Genomic DNA, 13182 nt, shown 5'->3' with positions numbered 1-13182 from the left:
CTGGCTGTGCGGTGCTTACTGCGGCAGAAAGCTTATGCCGGTGCGGCTTTGCAGCTCGGCGTAGGTCAGCATCTGCGGCTTGGCCACGTCGGCATTGGCGGTCCAGTACACCCAGGACTTGCCGGTGGCGGGGTCGTATACCAGCTTGTACAAGGCGTCGGGCACGCGCACCTTGCCCGCGTAGCGCGGGGTTTGCTGCATGTCGAAATAGGGGCCGGTAAACACGTACACATCGCCGCTGGCGCGCTGCACGTATTTGCGCGTGGCGGCCTCTACCGCGCGGGCCCATACGCCACGGTTATTTTCCGGCACTTGCGGCACCATATTGGCCAGGCTAAAGCTTTGCGCCATGGCCTCGGGCGTGGTGCGCTGCGCCGCTGCCGCCATATGGCCGCGGTCGTAGCCGCTGCCGCGGTAGTCGGCCAGCGTGGCGCGCTCGCTGCTGCGCAGGCGGGCTTCTTCGTAGAAACGGTCGGTGCGCTTTTCGTCGGCGTCGGCCAGGCTGCGGGCAGACAGCTTTTCGGCGGCAAATACCGGCGTGCGCCGGTCGCCGTCGTACAGAATGGCAAAATCGTCGAAGCACAGCTCGCGCGTGCTGGCGTGCTGCTGTGCGGCAGGGATGGCTGGCGGGGTGTTGCGGTAGAACAGCTGCGGGCAGTCGGCAAAGCGGGTGGCTACTTGCGGCCCGCCTGGGCCAGGGTTGGCCGCAGCAGGGGTGGCCGGGGCCTGGTAGTGTTCGACAGCAGCGTAAAGCAGGGCAACAAGCAGGGGTAGCAGGGCAAGCGGCTTTTTCATGCAAGCAACAACAGCGGGAAAAGGCCGGCAATTCTATAGCAAGTTTTATCGCAATGTGGCGTTGTTGCCCGCCTTCAGGCGGGCTATCGATGGCGGGCTTACACCAGCCCGCCCAGCCCGGCGGCAGCGCCTGCCGCCAGCAGCCATAGCGGGTTCAGCCGTGTGCGCCAGCTCAAGAGTGCGCAGATAGCCAGCAGCAGGCCGCCAGCCAGGGTTGGCGGATGGCTGGCGGCCATCATGGCCACACCTGCCGCAATGAGCCCCACGGTCAGCGGCGCCAGCCCCTTGCTGATGGCGGTAGTCAGCCGGCTGCCGCGCGCCTGCTGCCACCAGCGCGCCACCCAGAAGCTGAGCAGCGACGACGGCAGGCAGATGCCGATCAGGCTGACAATGGCGCCGGGCACGCCCGCTACCTTCCAGCCTACCAGGCTCACTATCAGTACATTCGGTCCCGGCGCAGCCTGCGCCAGCGCAAACAGTGCGGCAAACTCCTGGCCGCTCATCCAGTGCAGCTCGGTGACCACCACACGGTGCAGCTCCGGCACGATGGCGTTGGCGCCGCCCACCGCCAGCAGGGAGAACTGTACAAACATCAGAAACAGGAACAGCAGCATGTCACAGCCCTCCTTGCGGGTAGTGCCATGCCAGGCCTATGCCCAGCGGTGCCAGCACCAGCAGCACCAGCCACAGCGGCAGGTGCACGCCTGCTACGGCAATAAAGGTGAGCAGGGCCAATAGCCACGGCAGCCGGCGGCGGGGCAGCCGTGACGCCAACTTCAGCACCATGCCCAGCAACAAGCCGATGCCGGCCGGTGCCAGCCCGGCCAGCAGCTGCTGTAGCCAGCTGGCCTGCTGATAATGCTGGTACAGCGTCGCCAGCAGCAGGATGAGCACCAGCGGCGCCAGCAGCAAGCCGGCCACCGCCAGCAGTGCGCCGGCCACGCCGTGAAAGCGGCTGCCGATGGCCACCGCCATATTGACGATATTCGGCCCCGGCAGTATTTGGCCCAGTGCCAGCAGCTCGGCAAACTCGCTATCGGTAAGCCAGCCGCGGCGCTGTACCAGCTGGTGCTGCGCCTGCGGCAGCACGCCGCCAAAGCCGCTCAGGCCGATAAGAAAAAAGCCGCGAAACAGGGCTTGTTTGTCTGGAATGATCAGGGTGTTCATACCCCTTAGCGTAGGGCGGCCAGCGCCGTGGCACAAACGGCTTTTTCTGGCTTTGCTTGTGCGTTATTCTCACAAGCATGAACCGCAAGCTCCCCCCGCTTAACGCGCTGCGTGCCTTCGAAATGGCCGCCCGCTACCAAAGCCTGACCGCCGCCGCCGAGCAGCTGCACGTTACCCACAGTGCTGTTAGCCGGCAGGTAAAGCTGCTGGAAGACTGGCTGGGCCTGGCATTATTCGACAGGGTTGGCCGCAGGCTGCAGCTTACCGACGCCGGGCGCCAGTATTTGCCGGTGGTGCAAGCTGCGTTTGACAGCCTGGCCAACGCCACTGAAAAACTCACAAGCCAGAAGCCCAGGCTGCTGCGTATCAACGCCGCCCCCACGCTGGCCATGCACTGGCTGCTGCCGCGGCTGACACAGTTCCAGCGCCGCCACCCCGAAGTCGAACTGCGCCTGGCCACCTCAGACGCCATCATCAATAACCAGAACGCCGATTTCGATATCGCTATCCGCCGTGGCAACGACCACTGGCACGGCTTTGTCTCGCATATATTCCTGACCGAGCACGAGCTGCCGGTGGCCAGCCCGGCCCTGCTGGCGCGCCAGCCGCTGCCCAATGCGGCCGCGCTGGCGCAACATACTTTGCTGCATTCCGAAACGCGGCCGGTGGCGTGGGAGCGCTGGCTGGCCGCCGCCGGCGTGCCCGGCCTGCAGCCTGCGGCCAACCAGCATTTCGACCACTACTATCTGGCGCTGCAGGCCGCAGTCGACGGCATGGGCATTACGTTGGGGCCACGGCCGGTGATTGACGAGCTGCTGGCCAGCGGCAAGCTGCAGGTAGCACTGCCCGCCCCGGCCGTGCGGGTGCGCGGCTACTCGTGGGTGGTGCCGCTGGCGCTGGCAGAAGACCCGCTGTGCGCCGGGTTCTGCGCCTGGCTGGAAGACGAAGGCCAGGTCTGGCAAGCGGGCTAGGCTTGGTTCGGTCTATCGTCTGGCTGGATAAAACAACAAGGCCGCAGCGGATGCTGCGGCCTTGTGCTTTTGTCGGGCTGCCGTTTACAGGCGGAAGCGCGACACCATGCCGTGCAGGTGGCTGGACAGCTGGTGCAGCTCGTTCACCGTTTGCGTGGCGGTTTGTACTGCCTGGTCGGTTTCAATGGCCATGTGGTTGGCCACCTCGGCCGCACGCGCCATCTCGGTGGTGGCAATGGACTGCTCGCGCGTGGCGTCGGCGATGTCGCGGATGGTTTGCACCACGCGGCCCACTTCGCTTTCGATGCCGGCAATCTCCTGCGCCACCTGGCGCGAAGCGCCCACGCCGGACTGCACAGACTGCTGCGTGCTGTTCATATTGGCCAGCGCCGAATTGACGTCGGCGTGCGTGGCGTGAATCAGCCCACCGATCTCCACCGTGGCTTTGGAAGTGCGCTCGGCCAGCTTGCGCACTTCGTCGGCCACCACGGCAAAGCCGCGGCCCATTTCACCGGCGCGGGCGGCTTCAATCGCCGCATTCAGCGCCAGCAGGTTGGTCTGGTCGGCAATATCCTTGATCACGTTGATGATCTGGTCCATCTGCGCCGAGCGCTGGCCCAGGCCACCCAGCGTGGTAGCCAGCTCGCCCACGGCACAGGCAATGCCTTCGATGCTGTCGGCCAGTGCCCCCACCGACTGCGCCGACTGGCGCGAGGTCTGGCCGGTTTGTACCACCGATTCTTCGGCGCTGCCGGCGTTGCTGGCGATGTGGTTGATGCTGACGGTGATCTGTTCGATGGTGGCGGCGGTGGCGCTGGAGGCATCGGCCTGCTGCTGCGAATCGCTGGCCAGCTGGCGCGTAATGCCGTTAAGCGCGTCAATACCGCCGTTCAGCGAGACCGAGTGGTCGCGCACTTCGACAAACATCTGGCGCAGGCTGCCAATAAAGCGGTTGAACGCCTGGGCGGTCTGGCCGATTTCGTCGCGGCTATCGATGTGCAGCTGGTGGGTCAGGTCGCCCTGGCCGCTGGCCACATCCAGCAGCGCATCGCGCAGGCGGACCAGGTTGGCTAGCAGGCGGGTAAGCGCCACATTGGCCAGCAGGATGGCCGCCACGGCCACGGCCAGGCCGGCCAGCATCAGCGTGACCAGCATCTGGTTCAGCGGTGCCAGCAGCACGTCTTTTTCGGCCACGGTACCCAGCACCCAGTCGGTGCCTTCTACCGGTACCAGCTGGGCGTAGTAGGTGTGGCCGTCGATATCGACCTCGTGCAGCTGTGGTGTGTTGTTGGCCGCCGTCAGCAAACTGGTGTCAAAGCCTTTCATCACCTCGCTCACCGGTTTGAGCGTGCTGCCCTCGGCCGGATGCACCACGATATTGCCTTCGCGCGTGGCCAGAAAAGCGTAGCCGTCGCCGCGCAGCTTGATGCCTTTCACCACGGCAGTGAGGCCTTCCAGCACGATGTCGCCACCGGCCACGCCCACCAGCTGGCCATCACGCAGGATGGGGCTGGCCAGGGTGACGCCCAGCTTGGCGGGGCTGGCAAACATATAAGGCTGGGTCAGCACCACGCTGCGTTTTTCGCTGGCCAGCTTGTACCAGGGGCGGGCGGTGGGGTCGTAGCCGGGCTTGGGCGGGCGGTTCGGGTCGTCGTAGCGCATGGCTTTGTCTTCGTAGCCGGCAAAGATCTGGTCAAAGCCGCCGGCTTCCTTGCCTTGTTCCAGGCTGGCGTACGGCGCGCTGGCGTCTTCTTTACCCAAGCGGTTGGCCGTGGCGCGGATGGCATCGCCGCGCTGGCCTACCCAGCGGCCCAGTGCCTGGCTGTTACCGGTAATGGCGGCGTTCAGTTCCTGTTCTACGCCGCGTACGATTTCGCTGCGCATGCGTTGGTAGGCCAGCGCCGACAGCAAGGCAATGGCAATGGCCAGCAGGATGGCCACAAAAAGCATAAGTCGCTGTTTTAACGACATGGTGTGCCTCTAGATGAAAAAGGGCGAGCCCTGCCGTTGTCGTGCCGGCCGGTGTTCGCCTCTGGGTGGGTCGGTGTGTGGTAAGGAATAACCTTACTATTTGTATTGTTTTGTAATGAATATACCGGCCAAATGTTAACAGGCAATGATAAATAGTCCAGCGGCAATGTGCGTGCGGGGGCGGGGCGGCGTCAAAAATGCGGGCTGCCGTATGCGGTGTGTGGCGCTGCAGCAGCGCCATGGCGGGGGTGTGGGGAAGGGCTGCCCCGCACCACGGCAGGTGCGGTACGGGGCAGTGGCTTACCAGCGTAGCTGCCGGCTGGTGGCTTTGCCTGCCAGCGCGTGGTCGTGGGTAACCAGCAGCAGCGCGCAGCCGATACGCGCCAGCTCGTCCAGCAGGCAGTGCAGGGTGTCTTGCTGGGTGAGCGGGTCCAGCCGCGACGTGGGCTCGTCGGCAAACAGCAGCGCCGGTTGCAGCAGCAGGGTGCGGATCAGCGCCAGCCTTTGCAGCTCACCGCCGGATACCTGTGACGGCTTGCGCGCCAGCAGATCGGGCGATAGCCGCAGCCGGTGCAGCAGCGTTTCCAGGCTGGCGACAGGTTGGCCGCAGCGCTGCAGCACGTCGTGCAGGGCGGTGTGCAGGCTAATGTGCGGGGCAAAGGCCTGCACCGGGTCCTGATACAGCTTTTGCCAGGCGGTGCGCGGCAGGCCGTCGCGGTAGCGCACACTGCCGTGGTCGGCGCGGGTTAGCCCCAGCAGGATATTGCCCAGCGTGCTTTTGCCGGCGCCGCTATGGGCCAGCAGCGCCACGCGCTCGCCAGCGGCGATATCGATATCTACGTTCTGGAACAGCGTCTGGCTGCCGTAGGCCTTGGCCAGGCTGCGGCCCTGCAGCAGCCAGTCGCCCGGCGCCGGGTGGGGGATGGCCGGCCACGCTTGCGGCTCGGCGGCCAGTAGTTGCTGCGTGTAGGCGTGCTGCGGCTGCTGTAATACCTGGCTGGCCGGGCCGTGCTCTACCACCTCGCCGCCGCGCATCACCAGCACCTGGCCACCCAGCGCGCGCGCCAGGGCGATGTCGTGGGTGACGGTGAGCAGGCATTGCCTGCTGGCCAGGTGTTGTTGCAGCAGTTGCGCCAGCGTGGCGCAGGCCTGGCTGTCCAGCCCCTTGCTGGGTTCGTCGGCCAGCAGCAGGCTGGCCCCGCCCAGCGTGGCGGCGGCAAACGCCACCCGCTGCGCCATGCCGCCCGACAGCTGGTGCGGGTAGTGCTGTTGTGCCGCGTGCAGCCCCAGGCGGCCCAGCAGGCTGTGTGCCTCGGTGTGTGCCTGCTTGGCCGCACCGCGCCAGCCCTCGGCTACCTGTGGTAGTACGCGCATGGTGGGGTCCAGCGCGGTGGCGGGCTCTTGCGGCAGGATGGCCAGCTGCCCGCCCCACAGCGCGCGGCGGTTGGCCGCATCGGCCAGCGGCCAGGCCTGGCTGCCCTGGCGTAGCTCGCCGCTGGCGCGCAGGCCGGCGGGCAGGGTACCCATGATGGCGTGCGCCAGCAGCGATTTGCCGGAGCCGCTTTCGCCCAGCACGGTGAGTGCCTCGCCGGGGTAGAGGGTGAGGTCTAGCGGCTGCAGCAGGCAGTGCTGTTGCTGGTAGACGGCTACGCCGCCCAGATGCAGGGTGCTCATCGTGTTACCTCCAGCGGGCGCAGCAGCACCAGCGCGGCCAGCGTGAGCGCCAGCACGGCCACCGGTGCCAGCACCAGCCGCGGCGCTTCGCTGTAATGCGGCAGCGCTTCGGTCATCATCAGGCCCAGCTCGGCGGCGGGCGGCTGCAGGCCCACGCCGACATAGCCCAGCGTGGACAGCGCCAGGATGGCGGTGGCCATGCCGAAGCTGGCCATGGTTAGCAGCATGGGCGACAGCTCTGGCCACAGGTGGCGGCGCACGATGTATAGCGGGCCAAAGCCCAGCAGGCGCGAGGCTTCCACGTGCGGGCTGGCCAGTACCAGCCGGCTGCGCGCCCGCGTCATACGGAAGTATTCCACCCATTGCGCCAGCGCCAGCCCCAGGTACAGCGTGAGAAAGCCGCCTTTGGCCATGGCCGAGAAAATCAGCACGATCAGCAGCCCCGGTAGCGCCAGTACGCCATCGGCCACGCCGCGCAGCACGGTGTCGGTGAGGCCGCCGCGCCAGGCGGACAGCACGCCCAGCAGGCTGCCCAGCAGGGCAGCGCTCAGTACGCACAGTGCGGCCAACCCTAGCGACAGCCGGGTGGCGCTGGCCACGCGCGCCATCACGCTGCGACCTAGCTGGTCGCGGCCCAGCGGCTCGGCCAGGCTGGGGCTGGCCAGAAACTGCATCAGGTCCTGGCGCGCCGGGTCTGGCCACAGCCACGGGCCGGCGATGGCCAGTAGCAGTACCAGCGCCAGCAGCAGCCAGGCCAGGCGGCGGTGCCAGGGTAAGAAAGCAAGGTAGGTCATTTACGGCTCCGCCGGGCCACGCGGGTCGATGGCCAGGCATAACAGGTCGGTAACGGTATTGAGCAGCACGAATAGCCAGGCCAGCAGTAAGGTGCAGCCCTGGATCATGGGCACATCGCGCCAGAACACGGCGTGCACCAGCGCGTGGCCCACGCCGGGCCAGGCAAACAGGCTTTCCACCACTACTACGCCCTCGATCAGCAGGATCAGCTGCACCCCGGCGTAAGCCACCACGGTGACGCCGATATTGCGCAGACCGTGGCGCCAGAAAGCCTGCCACGGCGACAGGCCTTTGGTGAGCGCAAAGCGGTAGTAGTCGGACTGCACCACGGCCAGCACGCTGTCGCGTACGATGCGCGCGGTCAGGCCGGACAGGCCCAGGCCCAGCGTCAGCGCCGGCAGCAGCAGGTTGCCGCTGTCGCCATGGCCAGCGGCCGGTACCCAGCCCAGCTGTACCGACAGGCCCAGCATCAGCATCAGGCCCAGCAAAAACGGCGGCAGCGTGCGTAGTACCACGCTCCATAGCAGGGTCAGGCGGTCGGCCCAGCCGCCCGGGCGCAGGCCGCTGGCCAGCCCCAGTGGCAGGCCCAGCCCCAGCGCCAGCACCACGCTGGCGGCGGCCAGCTGCAGCGTGGCGCCCAGGTGGTGGCCGATTTCGTCCAGCACCGCGCCACCGGTCACCAGCGATTGCCCCAGCTGGCCCTGGCCCAGCTGCTGTAGCCAGTGGGCAAACTGCTGCCACGCCGAGCGTGCCAGCCCCAGCTCTTGCCGTACCGCCTCGGCAGCGGCGGCGTCCACGTAGTCGTAGCCGTAGCGGCCGGCGGCAATGCGAAACGCCATGTCACCCGGCAGCTGCTGTACCAGTACGAAGCACAGCGTGGCCACCAGCAGCGATACCACCAGCGCCTGTATCAGCCGCTGGCCCAACACGCGGGCCAGGCCGTGTTGCGTGAGGGTGGGCATTTAGCGGCCCCAGCTCATGTCGGCCAGGCGGTAGCTGCGTTCTTGCGGGTCGAGCGTGACACCGCGCAACGCCTTGCTGACCGCGGCGCTCTGGCGGTACCAGGCTACCGGCAGCACCGGCAGCTCTTGTTGCAGGATGGTGGCGACCTTCAGCCGTGCGGCGGCGGCCTGCGCCGGTTTCAGCCCGCCCTGGCCCAATGCGGCCAACTGTTGCGATAGCACGGCGTTCTGCCATTTCATCACGCCCCAGTCGGCGCCATCGTCGGTGAAATCGCCCAGCAGCGTGACCAGCGGGTCCGGCACCAGTGCGTAGTTGCGCGCGTACAGTGCCAGCTCCAGCGTGCCGTCTTTGTGGCCGGCCGGAATCTCGCTGGAGTTGCCCACCTTCACCTGCACGGCAATGCCGGCCTGGCGCAGCTGTTCTTGCAGCGCGGTGGCAATCAGCGGCAGCTCGGGGCGGTCGGGGTAGGTGCGCAGTGTTAGCGCCAGGCGTTCGCCGTTGCGTACCAGCTGGCCGTCGGCGTCCGGCTTCCAGCCCTGCGCGGCAAAGCTGCGGCGGGCTTGCTCTGGCTGGTAGGCCAGCGCGGGCAGCGCGGCCTGGTGCCAGGCTTTCATGCTGGGCGGGAACAGCTGGGTGGCGGCCATGTCCGGGTCGCGCAGCAGCGCAGTGGCGATGGCCTGGCGGTTCAGGCTCTGGCTGATGGCCTGGCGCATGGCCGGGCTGTTCAGCCATTTGTGTCCGGCGTTGAACTTGAGCTGGATCGCGCGTGGCAGCGTGGCCGATACAATGCTCACACGCGGGCTGGCTTTCAGCCGCGTAATGCTTACCGGGTCCAGGCCGAAGGCGATGTCCGCCTGGCCGCTTTCTGCCATCAGGGTGCGGCTTTCAGCGCGGCCGATGGCCTGGTAGCTCACCTCGCTGATGGCGGGTTTCTTGCCCTGCCAGCTGGCAAAGGCCTGCACGTTGACGCGCTGCGGTTGCTGCAGTTGGCTGATGCGGTAGGGGCCGCTGCCGATGATGCTTTTTACGCTGCCGTCGGCGGCGTATGACGCCGGCGCCAGGATCTGGGTATGGGTATGGGCAAATACCGCCGGTAGCGGGGCAAACGGTTTGCTCAGCTGCACCACCACGTCTTTGCCGTCGGCGCGGATGGCGCTGATGGGGGCGTTTTCCAGCATGCCGGGTTTCTTGCGCGCTTTTTCCAGTGCGGCTACCACGTTGGCCGCGGTCACGGCGCTGCCATCGTGAAAGCGTGCGCCGTCGCGTAGTGTAAAGCGCCAGCTGAGCTGGTCGCTGCTGGCCTGCCAGCGGCTGGCCAGGCCGGGCTTGAGCGTGCCCAGGTTGTCGGCGTCGACCAGGGTTTCGGCCACTTGCATGCGGGTAAACAGGATACCGCTGCTGGAGGACGGGTCCAGGCTGTGGATTTCCCACGGGCCGATCAGGTTGAGCGGTTTGGCCTGGGCAGACAGGCCGATAGCCAGCAGCAAACTGCCGGCAAACAGGTGGGATCGCAGAGGGTGCATGTCGTGTCCGATCTTATCGAGAATTATTATCGGCCGGAATGCTATACAGTAACATTTTGTTTGGCAAGTGCGGATTGCCGCACCACAGCAGGGTGCAGGGGCCGCCAAAAGCAGCAGCCCGGCGTGCACGCTGCAGGCCGGGCTGGGGCGAGGGTGGCGGGTAGCGCGGTGCTAGCCGCTATGCGGGCACAGCACGCTATGGCCGGTGGCGGTGTGCGCCTGGTGGATGGCCACGCCGAATACCGGTGCCAGCACGGCGGGGGTAAGGATGTCGGCCGTGTTGCCTGCCGCCACCAGCCGGCCGTGCTGCAGCAGTAGTACGCGGTCGGCGTAGGCCAGCGCGGCGTTCAGGTCGTGCAGCACCACCACGGTGGTGAGCTGGCGCGCGCGCGTTTGCTCGCGCACGGTACGCATCACCTGCACCTGGTGCTGCAGGTCCAGCGCGCTGATGGGCTCGTCCAGCAGCAGCAGGCTGGGCTGGCGCAGCAGTACCTGCGCCAGAAACACCATCTGGCGCTGCCCGCCGCTGAGCTCGCACAGGCGGCGCCCGGCCAGCGCCGCCAGGCCCAGTGCGGCCAACTGCTGCTGTACTGCCGCGTGCTGTTCGGCACTGACACGCCAGCCCAATGTACCCAGTTGCCCCAGCAGCACCGCCTCGGCCACCGTCAGGCGGCTACGCGTGCTGCAGTCTTGCGGCAGGTAGCCGCAGGCCGCGTGCAGCTGGCCGCCGCGCTGCAGCGGCTGTGGCTGGCCCTGCCACTGTAGTTGGCCGCGTGCCGGCAGCAGGCCGGCCAGCGTTTTCAATAGCGTGGTTTTGCCGCTGCCGTTGGGGCCCAGCAGGGCGGTGACCTGCCCCGGCTGCGCCTCGAACGACACATCGTGCAAAATGGCCTGCCGCCCCAGACTCACCTGTAACTGTTGTGCCTGCAGCATTACCACGCCCCCGGTTTGCTGCGCATCACCAGCAGCAGGAAGAACGGCACGCCAACGGCGGCGGTCACAATACCGATGGGAATCAGCGCACCGGGCGACAGCCATTTGCCCAGCAGCGACGACAGCGACAGCAGCAGCGCCCCGCACAGCGCGGCGCCCGGCAGCAGCAGGCGCTGGTCTTCGCCCAGCAGAAAGCGCGCGATATGCGGTGCGATCAGCCCGACAAAACCGATGGTGCCGACAAAGGCCACCGCCGCGCCGGTGAGCAGCGACACGATGGCCAGCGCGCGCCAGCGCAGTGCCGTCACGTTGACACCCAGGCTTTGCGCCCGCTCGTCCGACAGGCCCAGCGCGGTAAAGCGCCAGGCATCGCGCAGCAGCAGCGGCAGGCATACGGCCAGCACGGCTGCCACCAGCCCCAGCTTGGGCCAGCTGGCTTTGTACAGGCTGCCGAACAGCCAGAACACGATGGCCTGCAGCGCCTCGGGCGAGGCCAGGTATTGCAGCAGCGACAGCAGCGCCTGGAACAGGAACAACAGCGCAATGCCGCCCAGCACATAGCTATCGGCCTGGCCGCCCTTGGCGCGGCCTATGCCCAGCACCGCGCTGCAGGCGATGCCGGCAAACAGGAACGCCGCCAGCGGGACGGCAATGGTTTCCGGTAGCGGCAGCGCCGCCCCCAGCACAATCACCAGCGCCGCGCCAAAACCCGCCCCGGCCGATACGCCCAGCGTGTAGCTGCTGGCCAGCGGGTTGTGCAGCACGGTTTGCATCACCAGGCCGGACAAGCCCAGCGCGGCACCCACCAGCAGTGCCATCAGCGCCACCGGCAGGCGGATCTGCCACACGATGACGTCGCTGCCGCGCTCGGCGCCGCTACCGCTCAGCGCGGCAACCACTTCGCGCAGCGGCAGCATCGACGGGCCGCTGGCCACGTCCAGCAGCAGCGACAACAGCAGCACGCCGGCCATCAGCAACAGCATGGCCAGCGCGGGCGCCAGCCGGCGAGCGGCGGGCAGGGGCAGACTCAGGGTGCTCACGGTTTCAGCGTCACCATCCAGCTACCGCTGTACTTCACCGGCAGGTATCGTTCGTGGAACTGGCGCAGCTCGGCCACCGGGTTCACATTTGCAAACTGCGCCGGGTACAGCTGTTTGGCGATGAACTGCATGGCGGTGTAGTCCACCAGCGTGCGCGCCAGGCCGTGGTCCAGCGTGTAGACATGCTGCTGTTGCACGGCTTTCAGCGTGTCCCAGCCGGCGCGTTTGGTATAGGGCAGCAGTGTGGCGCGCGCGGTAGCGTCGTCCGAGGCATAGCCCAGCTTCACCGCCTTGGGGCGGTTCTGCCACGACGAGCCGGCAATGATCACGTGCTCCGGGTTGGCCGCCAGCACCGCTTCGGGGTTCAGCGGGCCCCAGTTGGCGCTAATGCGGCCATTGGCCAGGTTGTCGGCGCCCAGGTTGTCCAGCATCTGGCCCCACATGGTGTCGCGGTAGGTGTTGCCGATGGTATCGGCACCGTCACGGCCCAGCTCTACGTACACCTTGGGCTTGACGGTGGCCTTGGCGCGGGCGATACGCGCCATCACGTCCTGGTATTTGCTTTGATACAGGCTGGCCAGTTCGTCGGCGCGCTTGTCGGCGCCCATCACCTTGCCCAGCAGGCGGGTGCTGGCCAGGTGGCGCTCCAGCGTTTGTGCGTTGTAGTCCACCACCACGATGGGGATGCCGGCGGCGCCCAGCTGCTGCGCGGCCGGGCCCAGTGCCTTGTAGCCCCATTCCGGCAGGATCAGTACGTCGGGCTTCAGCGCAATGACTTTTTCGGCGCTAAAGCTGTTGTCGTCGGTAAAGCCCACGTCCGGCATGTCTTTCAGCTGCGGAATCACCTCCACATAGCGTGCCCAGTTGCCGGCGCGCCAGCCAGCCCAGCCGGTTTTGCTGATGCCCACCACGTTCTGCCACGCCTTGGCGCCGGCAATGGCGGTGAATTCTTCAAAGTGAAAGCCCAGCACCACGCGCTTGGCCGGCGCGTCCACGGTCACTTCGCGGCCGCTGACATCGGTGAGCTTGATCGGTTTTGCCAGCAGGGTGGTGGCGGGCAGCAGGCACAGGGTGGCCAGCAGGATAGAGCGGGAAAGGGCAGGCATGTGCGGCTCCGGCAGGAGATGACAATGAAAGGCCGGATTATCGATAAAGGTTGGCCGCAGCGCCTGCGACATAGTGTCGCAGGGGGCGGCGTGGCCGCGTTTTTATACGGCGTTTACACCGCACCCTTGTCATTTAGCACGATCTTTCCACGCGCCTCCCTACAGTGGCAGTGTTGCATTCACTATCGAGGAAATCATGCACGATCTGATCTGGCTGGGTGGGCTGGTGCTGCTGTTTGGCAGC

12 protein-coding genes are annotated in these 13182 nt (G+C 66.8%); 1 reads left to right on the top strand and 11 read right to left on the bottom strand.

Features of this window, described 5'->3' with window-relative positions; all coding sequences use genetic code 11:
- Positions 1–15: 15 nt before the first annotated feature.
- The 3 genes from ACZ9XP_RS13785 to ACZ9XP_RS13775 form a co-directional block, all read right to left on the bottom strand.
- Positions 16–795, bottom strand: a complete 780-nt coding sequence (locus tag ACZ9XP_RS13785) for a DNA/RNA non-specific endonuclease (protein WP_147689149.1) — start codon at positions 793–795, stop codon at positions 16–18.
- A 98-nt stretch (positions 796–893) separates the two neighbouring features.
- Positions 894–1409, bottom strand: coding sequence for a chromate transporter (locus ACZ9XP_RS13780; RefSeq protein WP_147689150.1), 516 nt, complete (start codon positions 1407–1409; stop codon positions 894–896).
- A gap of 1 nt (position 1410) precedes the next feature.
- Positions 1411–1962 carry a chromate transporter gene (locus tag ACZ9XP_RS13775; RefSeq protein ID WP_147689151.1) on the bottom strand — a complete coding sequence of 184 codons (552 nt, stop codon included), beginning with the start codon at positions 1960–1962 and terminating at the stop codon, positions 1411–1413.
- A gap of 77 nt (positions 1963–2039) precedes the next feature.
- Between ACZ9XP_RS13775 and gcvA the strand changes: the two genes are divergently transcribed.
- Positions 2040–2933: a transcriptional regulator GcvA gene (gcvA, locus tag ACZ9XP_RS13770; RefSeq protein WP_147689152.1), complete on the top strand. Its 894-nt coding sequence runs from the start codon at positions 2040–2042 to the stop codon at positions 2931–2933.
- An 84-nt stretch (positions 2934–3017) separates the two neighbouring features.
- Here gcvA and ACZ9XP_RS13765 read toward each other — a convergent pair whose 3' ends face one another.
- The 8 genes from ACZ9XP_RS13765 to ACZ9XP_RS13730 form a co-directional block, all read right to left on the bottom strand.
- On the bottom strand, positions 3018–4883 hold the full coding sequence (locus ACZ9XP_RS13765) for a methyl-accepting chemotaxis protein (protein ID WP_465188610.1): 1866 nt from the start codon (positions 4881–4883) through the stop codon (positions 3018–3020).
- Positions 4884–5204: 321 nt separating this feature from the next.
- Positions 5205–6578 (bottom strand): ATP-binding cassette domain-containing protein, encoded by a 1374-nt coding sequence (locus tag ACZ9XP_RS13760; protein WP_147689154.1) that lies wholly within the window; start codon positions 6576–6578, stop codon positions 5205–5207.
- Positions 6575–7372 carry an ABC transporter permease gene (locus ACZ9XP_RS13755; protein WP_147689155.1) on the bottom strand — a complete coding sequence of 266 codons (798 nt, stop codon included), beginning with the start codon at positions 7370–7372 and terminating at the stop codon, positions 6575–6577. The genes ACZ9XP_RS13760 and ACZ9XP_RS13755 overlap by 4 nt, the downstream gene beginning before the upstream one ends.
- Positions 7373–8335 (bottom strand): ABC transporter permease, encoded by a 963-nt coding sequence (locus ACZ9XP_RS13750; RefSeq protein WP_465188609.1) that lies wholly within the window; start codon positions 8333–8335, stop codon positions 7373–7375.
- A complete protein-coding gene (locus ACZ9XP_RS13745; RefSeq protein WP_147689157.1) occupies positions 8336–9859 on the bottom strand; it encodes an ABC transporter substrate-binding protein in 1524 nt (507 codons plus the stop codon).
- 171 nt (positions 9860–10030) lie between these two features.
- The gene (locus tag ACZ9XP_RS13740) at positions 10031–10792 is read right to left on the bottom strand and encodes an ABC transporter ATP-binding protein (protein ID WP_465188608.1); all 762 of its coding nucleotides are present in this window, start codon (positions 10790–10792) and stop codon (positions 10031–10033) included.
- The gene (locus ACZ9XP_RS13735; RefSeq protein WP_465188607.1) at positions 10792–11832 is read right to left on the bottom strand and encodes a FecCD family ABC transporter permease; all 1041 of its coding nucleotides are present in this window, start codon (positions 11830–11832) and stop codon (positions 10792–10794) included. Before ACZ9XP_RS13735 ends, ACZ9XP_RS13740 begins: the two co-directional genes overlap by 1 nt.
- Positions 11829–12938, bottom strand: coding sequence for an ABC transporter substrate-binding protein (locus tag ACZ9XP_RS13730; RefSeq protein ID WP_465188606.1), 1110 nt, complete (start codon positions 12936–12938; stop codon positions 11829–11831). The genes ACZ9XP_RS13735 and ACZ9XP_RS13730 overlap by 4 nt, the downstream gene beginning before the upstream one ends.
- Positions 12939–13182: the final 244 nt, after the last annotated feature.

Source organism: Vogesella perlucida, assembly GCF_979366545.1.
Note: the sequence above shows the minus strand (reverse complement) of the source record. Positions and strands in the feature narration are given on the sequence as shown.